Origin of the sequence: Paraplanobispora siamensis (assembly GCF_016863175.1) — a bacterium.
GTDB classification, from domain to species: Bacteria; Actinomycetota; Actinomycetes; order Streptosporangiales; family Streptosporangiaceae; genus Planobispora; species Planobispora siamensis.
This window is the reverse complement of sequence record NZ_BOOJ01000032.1, coordinates 270,509-285,794: the sequence shown is the minus strand read 5'-3', so window position 1 is coordinate 285,794 and position 15,286 is coordinate 270,509. Positions and strand designations below refer to the sequence as shown.

Annotated in this window: 15 protein-coding genes; 7 read left to right on the top strand and 8 right to left on the bottom strand. The window is 72.5% G+C overall.

The window, feature by feature from the left end:
* Nucleotides 1-68 precede the first annotated feature (68 nt).
* Entirely contained in the window at nucleotides 69-770 is a 702-nt protein-coding gene (locus tag Psi01_RS20255; protein WP_204065603.1) for an alpha/beta hydrolase, read from the top strand.
* A 44-nt stretch (nucleotides 771-814) separates the two neighbouring features.
* Here the strand turns inward: Psi01_RS20255 and Psi01_RS20250 are convergent, their stop codons facing one another.
* From Psi01_RS20250 to Psi01_RS20225, 6 genes are all read right to left on the bottom strand, one after another.
* Nucleotides 815-1,402 carry an RDD family protein gene (locus tag Psi01_RS20250; protein ID WP_204065602.1) on the bottom strand — a complete coding sequence of 196 codons (588 nt, stop codon included), beginning with the start codon at nucleotides 1,400-1,402 and terminating at the stop codon, nucleotides 815-817.
* A 166-nt stretch (nucleotides 1,403-1,568) separates the two neighbouring features.
* Entirely contained in the window at nucleotides 1,569-2,900 is a 1,332-nt protein-coding gene (locus tag Psi01_RS20245; RefSeq protein ID WP_204065601.1) for a lanthionine synthetase LanC family protein, read from the bottom strand.
* A 197-nt stretch (nucleotides 2,901-3,097) separates the two neighbouring features.
* Nucleotides 3,098-4,798 carry an alpha-amylase family glycosyl hydrolase gene (locus tag Psi01_RS20240; protein ID WP_239127862.1) on the bottom strand — a complete coding sequence of 567 codons (1,701 nt, stop codon included), beginning with the start codon at nucleotides 4,796-4,798 and terminating at the stop codon, nucleotides 3,098-3,100.
* A gap of 261 nt (nucleotides 4,799-5,059) precedes the next feature.
* Nucleotides 5,060-5,695: a response regulator gene (locus Psi01_RS20235; protein WP_204065599.1), complete on the bottom strand. Its 636-nt coding sequence runs from the start codon at nucleotides 5,693-5,695 to the stop codon at nucleotides 5,060-5,062.
* A gap of 88 nt (nucleotides 5,696-5,783) precedes the next feature.
* Nucleotides 5,784-6,389, bottom strand: a complete 606-nt coding sequence (locus Psi01_RS20230; protein WP_204065598.1) for a hypothetical protein — start codon at nucleotides 6,387-6,389, stop codon at nucleotides 5,784-5,786.
* Nucleotides 6,386-6,970 (bottom strand): TetR/AcrR family transcriptional regulator, encoded by a 585-nt coding sequence (locus Psi01_RS20225; RefSeq protein ID WP_204065597.1) that lies wholly within the window; start codon nucleotides 6,968-6,970, stop codon nucleotides 6,386-6,388. The genes Psi01_RS20230 and Psi01_RS20225 overlap by 4 nt, the downstream gene beginning before the upstream one ends.
* A 266-nt stretch (nucleotides 6,971-7,236) precedes the next feature.
* On the opposite strand from Psi01_RS20225, the gene Psi01_RS20220 reads away from it, so the two are divergent.
* Genes Psi01_RS20220 through Psi01_RS20205 form a run of 4 tightly spaced genes read left to right on the top strand, consistent with a single transcriptional unit; the run spans nucleotide 7,237 to nucleotide 11,944 of the window.
* Nucleotides 7,237-8,676 carry a flavin-containing monooxygenase gene (locus Psi01_RS20220; RefSeq protein WP_204065596.1) on the top strand — a complete coding sequence of 480 codons (1,440 nt, stop codon included), beginning with the start codon at nucleotides 7,237-7,239 and terminating at the stop codon, nucleotides 8,674-8,676.
* The gene (locus tag Psi01_RS20215; RefSeq protein ID WP_204065595.1) at nucleotides 8,669-9,868 is read left to right on the top strand and encodes a saccharopine dehydrogenase family protein; all 1,200 of its coding nucleotides are present in this window, start codon (nucleotides 8,669-8,671) and stop codon (nucleotides 9,866-9,868) included. The genes Psi01_RS20220 and Psi01_RS20215 overlap by 8 nt, the downstream gene beginning before the upstream one ends.
* Nucleotides 9,868-10,995: a serine hydrolase domain-containing protein gene (locus Psi01_RS20210; RefSeq protein ID WP_204065594.1), complete on the top strand. Its 1,128-nt coding sequence runs from the start codon at nucleotides 9,868-9,870 to the stop codon at nucleotides 10,993-10,995. The genes Psi01_RS20215 and Psi01_RS20210 overlap by 1 nt, the downstream gene beginning before the upstream one ends.
* Before the next feature lie 55 nt (nucleotides 10,996-11,050).
* Entirely contained in the window at nucleotides 11,051-11,944 is an 894-nt protein-coding gene (locus Psi01_RS20205) for a PaaX family transcriptional regulator C-terminal domain-containing protein (protein ID WP_204065593.1), read from the top strand.
* A 72-nt stretch (nucleotides 11,945-12,016) separates the two neighbouring features.
* Here the strand turns inward: Psi01_RS20205 and Psi01_RS20200 are convergent, their stop codons facing one another.
* Nucleotides 12,017-13,417, bottom strand: coding sequence for a flavin monoamine oxidase family protein (locus Psi01_RS20200; protein WP_204065592.1), 1,401 nt, complete (start codon nucleotides 13,415-13,417; stop codon nucleotides 12,017-12,019).
* Between the two features lie 152 nt (nucleotides 13,418-13,569).
* On the opposite strand from Psi01_RS20200, the gene Psi01_RS20195 reads away from it, so the two are divergent.
* Entirely contained in the window at nucleotides 13,570-14,037 is a 468-nt protein-coding gene (locus tag Psi01_RS20195) for a hypothetical protein (RefSeq protein ID WP_204065591.1), read from the top strand.
* 70 nt (nucleotides 14,038-14,107) lie between these two features.
* On the top strand, nucleotides 14,108-14,674 hold the full coding sequence (locus Psi01_RS20190; RefSeq protein ID WP_204065590.1) for a DUF4291 domain-containing protein: 567 nt from the start codon (nucleotides 14,108-14,110) through the stop codon (nucleotides 14,672-14,674).
* A 148-nt stretch (nucleotides 14,675-14,822) separates the two neighbouring features.
* Here Psi01_RS20190 and Psi01_RS20185 read toward each other — a convergent pair whose 3' ends face one another.
* On the bottom strand, nucleotides 14,823-15,236 hold the full coding sequence (locus Psi01_RS20185) for a nuclear transport factor 2 family protein (RefSeq protein WP_204065589.1): 414 nt from the start codon (nucleotides 15,234-15,236) through the stop codon (nucleotides 14,823-14,825).
* Nucleotides 15,237-15,286 lie beyond the last annotated feature (50 nt).

The following is a 15,286-nucleotide window of genomic DNA, read 5'->3' as shown; positions in this document are numbered from 1 at the left end:
AACGGCCTTTCATGTAATAGTCGTTACGTCTATTATCGTGCCGACGGCGACGACGGCAGGAGGCCATTATGCGAGTGGTGTTCGTCCACGGGGCCTGCGTCCGCGACGGCGCGTGGTGGTGGCATCGGGCCGCCGCGCTCCTGGATCGCGACGGAGTGCGCAGCAGCGCCCCTCTCCTGCCGAGCTGCGGGGAGACCGGCCTCGCGCCGGGGGTCGCGGGACCGTCCCTGCCCGACGACGTCGCCGCCGTCCGCCGGGAGCTGCAGGCCGGTGACGGGCCCGTCGTCGTGGTGGCCCACAGCTACGGCGGCGTCGTCGCCGCCGAGGCGGCGGCCGGGGTGGAGCGGGTGCGGCACCTGGTGTTCGTCAGCAGCTTCCTGCCCGAACCCGGCGAGAGCCTGGCGTCCTTCGGCGACGGCACGCCCGCGCCGTACCTCGACTTCGGGGCCGACGGCACGTTCGGGGTCCGCGCCGGGCTGGCCACCGAGACCTTCATGCAGGACTGCGACCCCGAGGCCGTCGAGCAGGCCCATGCCCGCCTGGTACGGCAGAGCGCCGCGGTCACCGCCCAGCCCGTCGCAGCCGCGGCCTGGAAGGATGTGCCGTCCACCTATCTGGTGTGCGCCCTGGACAACGGCACCCCGCCGGCCGCGCAGCGCGCCCAGGCCGAACGCGCCGGGCGCGTGGTGGAGCTGCGGGCCGGTCACCACCCGTTCCTGTCGCAGCCGGAGGCCGTGGCCGGTCTGGTCCTGGAGGCCGCCCGGGGGTGACGTGCCGTCCGGTCACATCGCCGCCCGGTCACATCGCCGCCCGGTCACATCGCCGCCAGCACGGAGACCAGCGCGACGGCCCCGAAGAAGGCGAGCAGGATGCCCACCCCGGACAGGAAGCTGGGCCGGTTGACCCCCTGCTCGTCCGTCTCGTGCAGGTCGACGACGACGGTCCCGGCGACCATGTCGTGCAGGCACCGCCGCCGGGGGTCGACGAAGATCCACAGCAGGTCGGCGGCGGCGACGGCCACACCGACGTACGGCGCCCACGTCAGGGCCGGGACGAGGACGTCGCGCAGGCCCGCGCGGTGCGGGCCGGGCGGCGCCCCGGTGACACGCGCCACGACCTTCAGCTGGCAGAAGCGCTTTCCGGGCGTCTGACCCCACAGGGCGTGCTGGATCCCGAAGTAGGCGGCGCTCAGGGCGCAGACCGCGATCTCGGCGGACCACCCGGGGGCCGCGGGCGACCGGCCGAGGAAGCGCTCACCCGGCACCACGACCTTCCCGGTGAGCAGGAAGGACGACGGCCCGGTCACGACGAGGCAGAGCAGCGTGTCGACGATGGCCGCCGCGAGACGGTGCCGCCGGGCGGCCGGGAGCCGCGTCGTCGGGGCCCGGGGGGTGGATGCCATGGGGGCCAGTGTGCCGCATGAGATCACATGTCCAGAAATTCCGGAAATGCAAGCCAAAAGCCCACAAATCGGCAAGTGGGCACCTATGGGAACGGGAGCGGGAACACGGCACGAGGACGGCCTCCGAGGCGAGACCGGAAGAGCGGGACGGCGACCGGGAGCGGGGTCAGGGGCGCAGGGTCGCGGCGGGGACGGGGATGGCGGGGAACGGGTTGTCGGGCAGCAGGATCACGCGGTGCGCCCGGTCGGCCAGGCCGGCGGTGTGCAGGTGCAGCAGCGCCGTCCCGATGCCGGCGGCTCCGATCATGTAGCCGGTGTCGGCCGTGACCTCCGCGGGCCGCAGCCGCCGGTAGGCCTGGTACCAGCGGTATCCCCGGCCGTCGTGGGCGGTGGCGTGGGCGATGAGATCCTCGGCGAGCGTGTGGGCGAACTCGATGTACTGCTCCCGCCCGGTGGCGGCCCACAGCCCGACGAACAGCTCCACCAGGCCCGCCGCCCCGCAGCACTGGCAGGCCGTGTTCCAGTAGCCGGCCGTGCGCCGGCCGGGCACGCCGCTGTTCAGCACGCCGTGGGCCAGCCGCTCGGTCCAGTCCAGGTCGCCCGGGTCGCCGGTGACCCGGTGGAGCTCGTAGAACATCCGCGCCACGCCCGCCGAGCCCGAGCAGAACCCCAGATAGTGCAGGTCGCGGCCCTGCGGCAGGTGGTGCGGGACCGCGGCGCAGCGACCGGCCACCGCGCTGACCGTGCGCACGAAGTCGGCGCCCCTGCGCGCGGCCTCCAGGAAGCCGTCCTCGCCGGTCATCCCGTACAGCCGGGTCAGCAGGAAGGCGGTGCCCGCCGTACCCGACAGGAATCCGGGCGTGACCGCGTCGACGGGCAGGTCCTCGCAGTCGCCGAACAGGTGGCCGGGCACCACCATGCGCGCGATGCGCCGCCCCGCCTCGGCGGCGACCTCGGTGTAGGCCGGGACGCCGAGGATGCCGGCCGCGTACAGCAGGCCGAGCGCGATCCCGCCGTCGCCGCGCTGCGCCGGATCCCGCGACCAGCCCAGCCCCTCCTCCATCGGGCGCGCGGACTCGGCGATCCGGTCGGCGGCCGCCCTGGCCTGCTCCGTGAACTCCTCGTCCCCGGTCGCCCAGCCCGCCTCGGCCAGCGCGAAGACCGTGCCGGTCAAGCCGTGGTACAGCGACAGGTCCGCCTGGTCGCGCCAGGTGGCCGCCAGGTAACGCGCCCCGGCCCGGGCGTCCCGCAGGTACTGCTCCTGGCCGGTCGTGGCGGCCAGTTCCAGGAAGAACAGCACGATGCCCGCCGCCCCGGCGTAGAGCGAGGCGGGCTCGTGGCTCATCGCCGACCTTCCGTCCGGATCGGGGTTGGCCCGCCAGTGCCGCCCGCGCTCCTCGTCGACGGCCGCCGACCGGATCCAGCGCGCCGCCATGACGGCGGCGTCCAGCGGCGACGCGGCGGGAGTGTCGGGTGAGGGGCTCTGATCCCGGCTCATGAGCGGATTATCCCATGCATCCGATAGGGAAAAGCGGTAACACGGCTCCGCCCAGGTGACGGATGACTCCACCCCTGTCGTGTCCGCTGGTCATCGACGCTCCCACGTCCGGGATCGCGGTGCCCGCCCCGATCCCCCCGAGCCCCGCCACACCCTCCATGACACCAGCCTGCCGCACCGAAGTGAAGGGTCGGGCCTCAACGCAGCAACCAGGCGGAGGTGTCGGGCGGAAGCAGGCCGTCACCGGTCAGGGTACCGCTGGCCAGCAGAAGCCGTCCCGGCGGCAGCCGTACCGGGCCCTCGCCCATCGCCAGGACGAGGGTGAAGCGCCCGGCCCGGTCGACCACCAGTCCGCCCTCGTCGTCCACGCTCCACTCCACCGCGTCGCCGGCCGTCAGGACGCCCTCGGCGTGCAGCTCGCGCCGGATCCGGAGCGCGGAGCGGCACAGGCGCAGCGACGACGACGGATCGGCCTCCTGCGCCTGCACCGACAGCTCACCCCAACCCGGCGGGACCGGCAGCCAGGGCGGCCGCGCGCCGGGCGGGGAGAAGCCGTGGGCGCCGGCCGGGTCGCGCCGCCACGGCAGGGGCACCCGGCAGCCGTCGCGGGAGACCCCCAGGCGCGGCCAGGCGGGGTCCCGGCGGTCCTGCGGCGCCACGTCCACCTGCGGCAGGCCCAGCTCCTGCCCCTGGTACAGGTAGGCCGCGCCGGGCAGCCCGAGCACCGCCAGCAGGGCCGCCCGCGCCCGCGCGGGCCCGCGGGAACGGCCGTGACGGTCCGTGCCGCCCACCGGCTCGCGGACATGGCGCCCCGTGCCGCCCGCCTGCCCCTGGACACGGCGGTCCACATCCCCCGCCGGCTCGCGGACGCGGCCGTAACGGCTCGCGCTGCGTTCCACGTCGTGGTTGTCGACCACCCAGGTCACCGGTGCCTTCGGCGCGCTCCCGGCGAGCAGGGCGGTCCCGGCGGCCTGCCAGGCCCGCGCGTCCCAGGGCGCCACCAGGAACGCGAAGGCGAAGGCCTGGTGCAGCTCGTCGGGCCGGGTGTAGCGCCCGGCCCGGTCGGGTTCGAGGTTGACCTCGCCGATCAGCGCCCGCGGCGGGTCGCAGGAGTCGGCGATGGCCCGCCAGCGGCGGTAGACGTCGTGGACCTCCTCGCGGTCGCAGGCCAGCGGGTTGGCCCGCAGCCGCATCGGCTCCAGCGCCCCGGGGTGTTCGAGGTCGGGCAGCCCCTCGGCCTTGAACAGCCCGTGCGCGACGTCGATGCGCAGGCCGTCCGCGCCCCGGTCGAACCAGAACCGCACGACGTCGTCGAAGAAGGGGGCGGTGCGCGGGTCGCGCCAGTTCCAGTCGGGCTGCTCGGGGGCGTACATGTGGAGGTACCACTCCCCCGGCGACCCGTCGGGCTCGGTCACCCGCGTCCAGGCGGAACCGCCGAAGACGCTGGGCCAGTTGTTGGGCGGCTCGTCGCCGCCGGGCCCCCGGCCCGGGGCGAAGTGGAAGCGGGCGCGCTCGGGGCTGCCGGGGCCCGCCGCCAGCGCCGCCCGGAACAGCGGGTGGGCCGCGGAGCAGTGGTTCGGCACCAGGTCGACGACGACTCTGAGTCCCAGGCGGCGCGCCTGGGCGACGAGCCCGTCGAAGGCGGCCAGGTCGCCGAAGAGCGGGTCGACGTCGCAGTAGTCGCTGACGTCGTAGCCGTGGTCGGCCTGCGGCGAGCGCTGGAACGGCGTCAGCCAGATCGCCTGCGCGCCCAGCTCCGCGACGTGGCCGAGCCTGCGGGTGATCCCGGCGAGGTCCCCGACCCCGTCGCCGTCGAGATCGGCGAACGACCGGGGATAGATCTGGTAGACGACGGAGTCACGCCACCACGTTCCCCCGGCGGGGACCTGCGGTGTCACCGGCGGGAAAAGAAACGGCACATCACTGGGCGTTTCATCCATGTATGTCATAATCTGCGGTGATTCCCCTGATAGACAGCGACCATCGAAGACGGCACGGCAGAGACCTCTTGCCGGTGGCGCGGCCGCGGCACGGGACCGGCTTGATCAACGCCCGCCTGCCGGAACTCCGCCGGATGCTTGGCCGGATACTTGAACGTCCCCGACCAGGACTCCTTTCACTGAACCCTCCCATGGTCCAGGTCTCAAGGTGTCCACGCCCTAGCGGTCCAGGCCCGCGTCGCGGGCGCGCAGCGCGGCCTGCGCGCGGTCGGCGACCCGGAGCTTGCGGAAGATGCTCGTGATGTGGTTGCCGACGGTACGCTCGCTGATCACCAGTCGCCGGGCGATCTCGTGGTTGAGCAGGCCTTGGCCGATCAGCCCCAGCACCTCCCGCTCCCGAGGGGTGAGAGCGTCGATAGCTGCGGGCGACCCCGCGCCGCGCGCCGCCCGGCGGAGCACCTTGCCGGCCACCGCGGCGCCGAGCAGGGCCTCGCCCCGCGCGACCGCGTGGATCGCGCGCAGGAGCGCTTCCCGCTCGGCCCCCTTGACCACATAACCGCGGGCGCCCGCGCGGATCGCGGCGACCACCGACTCGTCGTCCTCCAGCATGGTCAGCACGATCACCCCGGTGTCCGGATTGTCGCCGGTGATCCGGCGGATCGCCTCGACTCCGCCCAGGCCGGGCATGTGCAGATCCATCAGCACGATGTCGGGATCACACTCGCGCGACAGCCGTACGGCCTCCTCTCCCGAACCGGCCTCCCCCACCAGCTCGACGCCCTCCGCCCGGGACAGCAGGCTCGCCACCCCCTCCCGGAACACCGGGTGATCATCCACCACCAGGACCTTCGTCATCGCCCGCCTCCCTGCGGAAGGAGCAAGGTGAGCCGGGTACCCGCCCGGCCGTCGAGCTGCAGTCTGCCGCCTACGGTGACAATCCGCGCTACAGGCCCGCCTGATCCGCCGGGCAGCGTGCGGCCCGCACCCGGCGCCACACCGCGGCCACGGCCAGCGCGGCCAGTGCGATCAGCGTGGTGAGCAGAGCCGTCATGTACGTCATCGATTTGGCCGCGTTGACGGCGCTCAGGACGGCCGCGAGCCCGTCGAGGCGATCCGGATACCCGGCGATCAGCACGGTGATGCCGATGTCCTCGGCGTAGTTCAGCACCGCCCCCGTCACCGGCAGCACCGGGATCAGCGCGCGCAGCCGGCCGGGCACCGGCAGCCGGACGGCGGCATAGCGCAGGCCGAGGGCGGTGAAGGCGGTGAAGGCCAGCACGAGCGGGATGTCCAGCAGCAAGATGAGCAGGTGGTCGCGCCGCCCGTCGGGGCCGTAGGCGGTCAGCCAGGCGTAGGCGACCTCCGCGCTGTAGCCGCCGCTGCGCGGCTCGGCGAAGTTGCGGGCGCCGAGCAGATTGAGGATGCCGACGCCGGTGGCGTCGTAGAACGCGGTGGTGGCCGCGTACATCGCCCCCAGCAGGGCGGCCAACGCCGCCGCCGCGGCGGCGACCGCGCGCCCGGTCGCGTGGCGGTCGAGGAAGGTGATCACGATGACGGCCTCCTGAGGGCGGCCAGCGCCGCCTGTTCGATGACGGTGTCGTGCCCGGTCTCGCCGAGCAGGTCCAGGGCGCCGGGCGCGGCCAGCGTCGCCAGGATGATCGGGCGCAACACGCAGCCGAAGAAGATGCCGGCCAGTAGGTTGGCCTGGCCCTCGCGGATCACTCCGGCGCGTTGCCCGGCGGTGATGATGCCCTCGACGACCTCCACCGGGTACACCGTGCCCTCCGGCAGCCGCGGCAGGAACGCCGGGGTGCGCACCAGGGTGAACACGAACGCGTCAGGGTCCTCCCGGTAGGCGGCCAGCACCGCGCGGATCACCGCGGTGAGCTTGCCGGCCGGATCCTGCGGTCCGTCGGCGATGACCCGCAGGCGCTCGGTGTAGCGCGTGAAGTACCCGGCGTACAGCTCCTGGGCGATGGCCTCCTTCGACGGGTAGTGGCGATACAGCGCCGATTCGGCGACGCCCGCGCGCTCGGCGATGTGCCGGGTGCGGGTGGCGTCGTAGCCGTACTCGGCAAAGCACGAAAGCGCCGCGCGCAGGATGGTGTCCTTCTGGCTGGCTCGTGGCATGTCGTCTCCTTTCAAGTCCGTGGTGCAGATGGTCCGGGGTCGGCATCGAGGCGGCGCACCGCGGCCTCGGCGGTCAGAGTGCCGGTGGTGCCGGCGGCTCCGTAGAGAACGAACGCTGTACCCCTTTAAAAGTGAATATTCACTATCATTAGGAGGGCGGAGGCGCCTGTCAACCCCACGCCCGCCACGCCGGCCCACCGCTTTCGGCCGCTCGCCGCTTACCCATGATTTCCATTACTATCGTTTCCATGACGAGCGTTTCAGAAATGAACGATCCGCGGCATGTGGACGTGCTCATCGTCGGGGCGGGCCTGTCCGGCGTCGGCGCCGCCTGGCACCTGCGACGGCACGGCTGGACCTACGCGGTGCTGGAGGCCAGGGACCGCCTCGGCGGCACCTGGGACCTGTTCCGCTACCCGGGCGTCCGTTCGGACTCGGACATGTTCACCCTCAGCTATCCGTTCCACCCGTGGCGGGGCGCGAAGTCGCTGGCCGACGGCGACAGCATCCGCCGCTACATCGAAGACACCGCCCACGCGCACGGGATCGACCGGCACATCCGCTACGGAGTCAAGGTGGTCGCCGCCGCGTGGTCGTGGGAGGGACCCCGGTGGGTGGTCCGGACCCAGCAGGGCGGCCGCTCCCAGACATGGACGTGCTCGTTCCTGTACGTCTGCGCCGGTTACTACGACTACGCGCAAGGCCATCAACCGGACTTCGCGGGCCTGGACCACTTCGGCGGCCGGTTCGTGCATCCGCAGTTCTGGCCGCAGGACCTCGACTTGGCCGGCAAGCGGGTGGTGGTGATCGGCAGCGGGGCCACCGCGGTCACGCTCGTCCCGGCACTGGCCGAGACGGCGGCGCACGTCACGATGCTGCAGCGATCACCCACCTACCTGGCCTCCCAGCCCGCGGTCGATCGAACAGCCGATGCGCTGCGCCGCCTTCTTCCCGCCCGGCTCGCGCACGCGCTCATCCGCGGCAAGAACGTGCTGAGCAGCCAGCTGACCTACTGGCTGAGCCGGCGTTTCCCCGAACAGACCAAGCGATACCTGCGCAAGGACCTGCTGCGTCTGCTGCCGGATCCGGCCTACCTGGACCAGCACTTCACCCCCCGCTATCAACCGTGGGACCAGCGATTGTGCGTGGTGCCCGACGGGGACCTCCTGCGGCAGGTGGCCGCCGGGCGGGCATCCGTGGTCACCGACGAGATCACCCGCTTCACCGAGCACGGCATCGAACTGGAGTCGGGGAAGTTCCTGGAGGCCGAGGTGGTCGTCTCGGCGACGGGGTTGTCGCTGGTCCCCCTCGGCGGGATCGCCGTGTCGGTGGACGGGCGGGCGGTCGACCCGGCGCAGACCACCGCCTACCGCGGGCTGATGCTCAGCGGCGTGCCCAACCTGGCCTTCTGCGTCGGCTACACCAACGCCTCCTGGACGCTGCGGGCCGACCTGTCCTCGCGCTACGTCGTGCGGCTGCTCGATCACATGCGGCGGCGCGGCCTGAGCACCGCGATGCCCGCCCCGCCGCCCCGCCGAGCGGGCCGGCCCCTGCTCGGCCTGACCTCCACCTACATTCAGCGCGCCGCGCACCTGTTCCCCCGGCAGGGCGAACGCGACCCCTGGGCCGTCACCCAGAACTACCTGCTGGATCGGGCGAAATTCGCCTTCCTCGACATTCGCAAAGGCATGGTCTTCGATGAGTGAACTGAGCAAGCGCACCGTCATCGCCCTGGGCGGGGCCGGAGCGATGGGCGCGCCCGCAGTCGAGGCGCTGGCCGCCCGCGGTGACATCGCAAAGCTGGTGATCGCCGACCGCGATCTGCAGGCCGCCACCCGGCTGACCGACCGGCTGGCGGGCGGCGCCACGCCGCTGGTCCCGTGCGCGGCCGATGCGACGGATCCGGTACGGCTGCGCGCCCTGTTCCGGGAGGCGGACCTCGTCGTCAACACCACCGGGCCCTTCTTCCGGCTCGGCGTGCCCGTCTTGCAGGCGGCCATCGACACCGGCACCGACTACGTCGACATCTGCGATGACTGGGAGCCGACGCTGGACATGTTCGCGCTGGACGCCCGGGCACGCGACGCCGGCGTGATCGCCGTGATCGGGGCCGGGGCCAGCCCGGGCACCAGCAACATGCTGGCCGCGCTGGCAGCCCGCGAACTGGACACCGTCGACGACCTGCACACGGCCTGGCCGGTGGATGTGCCCTTCGCCGGTGACGATCCGGCCGATGACTCCGCAGTCGGCCTGTCGGCGGCCACCGTGCACTGGATGCAGCAGTTGTCCGGGACGATCAGGACGTGGAGCGCCGGGGGGCCCGCCGAACGGCCGCCCCTGGAAGCGATCACCCTGCACTATCCGGGACGGGGCAGGGGCACCGCCTACACCGTCGGCCATCCCGAGCCGGTGACCCTGCCGAAGACCCTCTCGATCGCCCGCGACTCGACCTGCGTCATGGTGGTGCGGCCGTTGACCGCCGCCTATCTGATGACCCTGCGCGATGACGTCGACAGTGGGAGGCTGACCCTTGAGCAGGCCGCCGCCGAACTCGACGACCCGGCCGTGCGCCGCCTGACCCGCTCCGCCGTCCACCGGCTCTCGCTGCGCGGCCCCGGTGCGCTGCCGGCCTTCTTCGCGCTGGCCGCCGGGATCCGCGACGGCCGCCCGGCCGCGATCGGGGCCCGGCTGATCGCCTCTCCCCGGGGAATGGCCAAGGCGACCGGGATCCCCCTGGCGCTGGCGGCCGGGCAGATCCTCGACGGGTCGGTCCGCGCGCCCGGTGTCCACGCTCCCGACGCGGTGCTCGACCCCGATCGGTACTTCGACGAGCTGGCCGCCCACAGCGACCCTCCGCGAAGCGGGCGCGGCCAGGTGGTCAAAATGGACCGCGCCTGATGGCCGGCGCGACGATCCACGGCGAGGTGGCCCCCGGATGGCGACCGGTCCGCGAGGCCTTCGCCGCGATCATGCGCAGACCGGGCGAGCTCGGCGCGGGATTGCACATCGTGCACCGCGGCGCGACCGCCGTCGACCTCTACGGCGGAAGCCACGGCCCGGACACCCGCCAGGTGATCTTCTCGGCCTCCAAGGGCGTCGCCGCCGCGTGCCTGGCGGTGCTGGCCGAGCGCGGCGACATCGACTTCGAGGCCCCGGTGGCCAGGTACTGGCCGCAGTTCGGCCGCCACGGCAAGTCGCACATCACCGTCGCGCAGCTGCTGAGCCATCAGGCCGGGCTCATCGCACCCACCCATCCGATCACCCTCGCCGAGGTGCTCGACGGGCGCCCGCTCGCCGACGCCCTGGCCGATGAGCACCTGCGCTGGCCGCCGGGCCGGCCCGCCTACCACGCGCTCACCTGGGGAGCCCTCGCCGACGAGCTGGTGCGCCGCATCACCGGCGGGCGCCTGGGCGAGGTGCTCACCGAGCTGATCTGCCGCCCCCACGGCCTGGCGATCAGCATCGGGACACCGGACGGCCCGCCGCCTGTCCCGCTACAGGCCGCCACCCGGGTTCCCCTCCTGGTCCGGCTGACCACCACGGTCTTCGCACGCCCCGGGACACCGCTGTGGCAGGCGATGACGGTGGGCGGCGCCATCGACGAGGCGCCCGAGGTGTGGGTGCGCCGCCGGCAGACCCTCACCGCCCAGCTGCCCGCCGCCAACGCCGTCGCCACCACGCGATCCTTGGCCCGGCTTTACGCCATGCTCCTGCCGGGGGCGGGCCCCTGCCTGGTCGGCGGGCGCACCCTGCGCGCCGCCGTAGGGCCGCGCGTGACCGGCAGGGACCGGGTCCTCGGTGTCAGCTCGGCCTTCGGCTGCGGCTTCGCCCTGCCGAGCCGCGCCTGGCGGCTGGGCTCTCCGTCGGCCTTCGGCCATCCGGGGATCGGGGGCGCGCTCGGGCTCGCCGATCCCCGACGCGGCCTGGCGCTGGCCTTCCTCCCCCGCTCCATGCCCGCCGACGCGCTGGATGACCCTCGCCACCGCGTCCTGCTGGCGGCGGTGGCGAAGGTCATCGGGCCGTGAACACCGGTAAACTCCTTGCGCACCGTCCGCCCGCACCGCCCTGGAAGGCCGCAGCATGAACGCCGCACCTCCCCTGCCAGGACCGGACGTGCAGGTCCCCACCCGGATGCTCGTCGAGGCGCTCGTACGCGCCGACCTGACGGTCGACACCGGTGAGCTCTACGCCACCGGCAATCTGCTGGGCATGACCGACCAGCAGGTGCGCCTGTGCATCAAGCGGCTGATCGCCGAGGGGCGCTTCCACCACGAAGGCCGGGGACGCAAAGGACTGTTGCGGGCCACCGGCGCCACCGGGCAGATCCTGGGTTTCGACGTGGAGTTCGTCGCCCACGCCTTCCGCCAGGACGCCGGGCTCGCTCCCTGGGACGGCACCTGGCACCTGGTCGCCTTCGCCGTCCCCGAGAGCGCCCGCACCGCACGCGACGCCCTGCGCGCCGCCCTCACCCGCCTGGGCGGAGCCCCCCTCCAGGGTGGCCTCTACCTCAGCCCCAACCCGTGGGAACCCTACGTCGAAGATCACGCCCGCCGCTTGGACGTGCTCGACCACCTCACCGTCGCGACAACCCACGACCTGCGCCGGGGCGACCAAAGCGATCCCGTCGCCCTCGCCCGCGCCCTGTGGCCTCTGGATGAGATCGCCGAGCGCTATCACCGGCTGGCCGCCGTCGCCCGCCCGCGCCTGGAGCGCCTGCGCGACCACGCCGACCTGTCCGCGGCGCAGCGCCTGACCATCGCGGTGGAACTGGCCGCCGAATTCACCCGCGCCATGGAGCCCGACCCCCTTCTGCCGCCGCAACTGCTCCCGCAGCCCTGGCCCGGCAGCCAGGCACGCGCACTGCTGGCGCAGTGCTGGTCCCTGCTGGAGGAGAACGTCGGCCCCGACAGCGAGCACATCCGCCTGTTCCGCCTCTACGGCGACGTGGAAAGCCCAGCAGCGCCTGGCAGGTGACCGGCGCCGAGCCTCGATGGCCCTGCTCAGCGACATCCGCTGGACGCTTCCCCGCGCATGGTGAGTTGTCGCTCACTGGCGGGCGGTGAGGATTTCGGTGACGGCTCTGTCGGCGGAGCGGACGGCGCCCTCCATGTGGCCCTCCCACAGATAGGAGGTCTCGGCGCCCGCCCAGTGCAGGGGCCCGATGGGCTGGGTCAGCCACGGGTGGTGGGAGGCGAGCAGGCCGGGTGGCGGGGCGGGGACGCAGCCGCTCTGCCAGGGTTCGGCGGCCCAGTCGTGTTCGAGGTAGTCCAGGGGGGCGCGGACGTGCTCACCGAAGAGTGCCTCCAGGTCGTCGAGCACCCGGCGTTCACGCTCAGGGGTCGCGCCGGGCCGCAGGAGGTCGGGATCGTCGACGTCGCCGAGGTCCACGAACGCCAGCAGGACGCCCGGGGCGTCCGGATCGGGCGGGCTGACGTCGAAGGTCATGCGGGCGAGGCCGCGGTCGGTGACGGCGGCGCCGGTGAGGCCCTGATCTCGCCACCACGGCCGCGAGTAGATGAGGTGGCTCTTGCTGGCGTGCCCCATCTGCCAGCGGCGTTGCAGGTCGGCTCGGGCCGTGGGCAGCGGCGGATCGTGCGCGATGGCCTGGGCGGTTGCGGGGTCTGTGGTGATGAGGACGTGGCGGGCGGTGACGGGTGCGCTGCCCGGGCCGCTCACGCAGGCCGTGTGATCGGTGCGGCTGATGTGGGTGATCGGGTGGCCGGTGAGGATCCGGCCGTCCAGGTCCGCCGCCAGCCTGCCGGTCAGCGAGCCCGCACCGCCGGCGATCCGGTATTTCAGCGCTCCGCTGACCTCGAGCAGTGAGCTGAGCCCGCCTGCTCCTCCGACGTGGGCGGCGAACGCCAGGAGCGACAGCGCCTCGGGCCGGCAGCCGAAACCGCCGGCGGCCGCCGCCTCCAAGACCATCCGGCCCGCATGGGTGTGGACGTGGCGGCGCATCCAGCCGCCGAAGGTCTGAGCGTCCAGGCGGCGGGCGTAGGCTCCGTGCCAGGGCGGAGGGCCCAGGCGGTGGGCCATCCGGTCCAGGGCGTATTGGGCGCGCCCGAGGTCGAACAGGCCCATCAGCCCGACCGGGGGAACGCTCCCCTGGTAGCGGTGGGTCCTGCCGTCCATGTGCAGCAGGTTCGCTCCGTCGTCGTACTGCGGCACCAGTGCGATGCCCAGTTCTTCCAATAGAGCGAGGACCGCTTTCTGGCCAGGCCCCACCCAGGCGGCCCCGGCGTCGACCGGGAGGCCCGCGGTGGAGGTCGTGGTCAGCATCCGTCCGCCGAGGCGGTCCTTGGCCTCGCAGACCACGACGTTCATGCCTGCCTGGTGCAGCCGGCGCGCGGCCAGGAGCCCGGCCAGCCCGGCTCCCACGACCACCACGTCGACCTCGCCGGATCGGACGGTCGGCAGATGGTTCGCGCCCGCGGCGTGTTCTCGCATGGGGTTCTCCTGTCCGGTGGATCGGGCGCGGGTCAGCGGGGCGGCGCGGCGCTCCGGGCGATGAGGACGCCGTCGCCGCGGAGAACGAGGATTCTCATCACCCATCCCATTCGATCGCAAATAAATCTATCGCATGAATTACGATCGTATCTATGACGATAGTATCACTGATGGTGCTCTTCCGCGAGCGACCGATCAGCCGGCTCCTCGCCGTCGAGGCGCTGGGCGCCCTGCCGATCAGCGCGCTGACCCTGCCCGCCTCCAGTCCCGCTCACCCCGCCGTGCCCGAGTGGGTGCAGCTGCTGGGCCTGATGACGCTGCTGGTGCTGTACGGCACCGCGCTGTCCGCCTGGCGCCTGATCACAGCCGACGGACCGCGCCCGGCTCCGGAGACCCGCCGGCACCTTCGCGACGACCGGCGAATCCGGCTGCTGGTGCTGGGCGGTCCGCCCGCCATGGTGCTGCTCCTGTCGATCCCCTCCACCTGGACGGCGTTTTGGTTCACGCTCACGCTGACCACCCTGGCCGGCGGCGCGGTGTCACTCGTCCGGCTGGCGGCCATGCTCAGCGGCCAGGAACGCCACCGGCTCAAGACCGGGCCGGCTTGCAAAAAGTGGTGATCCCCAAAGAAGCCCCATCGCGGGAGAAAACGGTTTGAGCCAGGTTCTGGCAGGTGGCAGGGTGCTCGACATGCCACCCCAACGCCAGGTACGTGCCGACTACGACGCCGAGACGATCGTGGTCTATCAGGCGTACTCCTCCGCGGTGGCCGACCCCGCCCTCCAGGCCGGACGGTTCGTGCCGCCCTTCTCCTTCACCCGCATGACGTGGATCAAGCCGTCGTTCCTGTGGCTCATGCACCGCAGCAACTGGGCGCACAAGCCCGGCCAGGAACGCGTCCTGGCGGTACGGATCACCCGGGAAGGCTGGCACGAGGCGCTCGGTCGGGCGGTGCTGACGACAGCGGCCCCCGAAGCGCTCAACCGGGCGGCGGTCCACCTCCAGTGGGACCCCGAGCGCTCGCTGCGCGGGGCCGCGCTCAACCACTACAGCATCCAGGTCGGCATCGGCCGCGGACTGATCCGCACGTTCGCGGAGGAGTGGATCGTCGGTCTGACCGACATCACTCCGCAGGTGCGGAAGATCGCGGCGCTGGTCCAGGCCGGCCAGACAGCGAAGGCCCGACGGCTACTGCCGCCGGAACGCATCCACCCGGTCCCCCGGGAGATCGCGCGCCGGCTGCTCATCGAATCATGAAGCGCGGGTACGGAATGCACACTCGCCGCAGGGAGGTGTCCGCTGCCCGTACTGCGGAGGTGCCGGAAGTCCCGTCCCGTGAAGCGCTCACCGGATTTCGCCGGCAGTGTCCACACTTTCGTGGTGTCCACAGCCGCCCGGAGAGGGATCAGCTCTCGCGTGTCCAGACGGGCGTGATCCGCACCTCGCGGAATCGCCAGCCCGCCGGCGTCCGTACCGCGGTGCAGTACTGCCGCAGGCCGCCTGTGAAGTGGGGGGCCTGGCCGTCGCGGTAGTAGTACACGAGCGAGTTCGCCGAGGCGGCCGCCCGGTCGCCGTCAACGTCCACCAGCAGGTCGGTGGTCGTGTGCTGGGTGCACTCCCCCTCGACCTCGCTCTGCCGCATGAAGGCGACGACCTTGTCGATGCCGTGCAGTTCTCCCCCGCGCGGCGAGTGCACCGCCACGTCGTCGGCGAAGACGGTGCCTGCGTCCTCCCACCGCGCCTCGTCCAGCAGGGACGCGAGGCGGGTGAACAGATCGGCGATTTCGATGCGGTCGGCGATCAGAGTCTCCGTGGACATGACATCCTCTTCCGTTGGCCGTTCCAACATTGGTGCCGCCCACTATATGC

Bases quoted from the DNA above. Each gene is read 5' to 3' on its own strand.
- Psi01_RS20255 (WP_204065603.1), top strand. From the start codon at position 69: ATGCGAGTGGTGTTCGTCCACGGGGCCTGCGTCCGCGACGGCGCGTGG.
- Psi01_RS20250 (WP_204065602.1), bottom strand. From the start codon at position 1,402: ATGGCATCCACCCCCCGGGCCCCGACGACGCGGCTCCCGGCCGCCCGG.
- Psi01_RS20245 (WP_204065601.1), bottom strand. From the start codon at position 2,900: ATGAGCCGGGATCAGAGCCCCTCACCCGACACTCCCGCCGCGTCGCCG.
- Psi01_RS20235 (WP_204065599.1), bottom strand. From the start codon at position 5,695: ATGACGAAGGTCCTGGTGGTGGATGATCACCCGGTGTTCCGGGAGGGG.
- Psi01_RS20225 (WP_204065597.1), bottom strand. From the start codon at position 6,970: ATGCCACGAGCCAGCCAGAAGGACACCATCCTGCGCGCGGCGCTTTCG.
- Psi01_RS20220 (WP_204065596.1), top strand. From the start codon at position 7,237: ATGAACGATCCGCGGCATGTGGACGTGCTCATCGTCGGGGCGGGCCTG.
- Psi01_RS20215 (WP_204065595.1), top strand. From the start codon at position 8,669: ATGAGTGAACTGAGCAAGCGCACCGTCATCGCCCTGGGCGGGGCCGGA.
- Psi01_RS20210 (WP_204065594.1), top strand. From the start codon at position 9,868: ATGGCCGGCGCGACGATCCACGGCGAGGTGGCCCCCGGATGGCGACCG.
- Psi01_RS20205 (WP_204065593.1), top strand. From the start codon at position 11,051: ATGAACGCCGCACCTCCCCTGCCAGGACCGGACGTGCAGGTCCCCACC.
- Psi01_RS20200 (WP_204065592.1), bottom strand. From the start codon at position 13,417: ATGCGAGAACACGCCGCGGGCGCGAACCATCTGCCGACCGTCCGATCC.
- Psi01_RS20195 (WP_204065591.1), top strand. From the start codon at position 13,570: ATGACGATAGTATCACTGATGGTGCTCTTCCGCGAGCGACCGATCAGC.
- Psi01_RS20190 (WP_204065590.1), top strand. From the start codon at position 14,108: ATGCCACCCCAACGCCAGGTACGTGCCGACTACGACGCCGAGACGATC.
- Psi01_RS20185 (WP_204065589.1), bottom strand. From the start codon at position 15,236: ATGTCCACGGAGACTCTGATCGCCGACCGCATCGAAATCGCCGATCTG.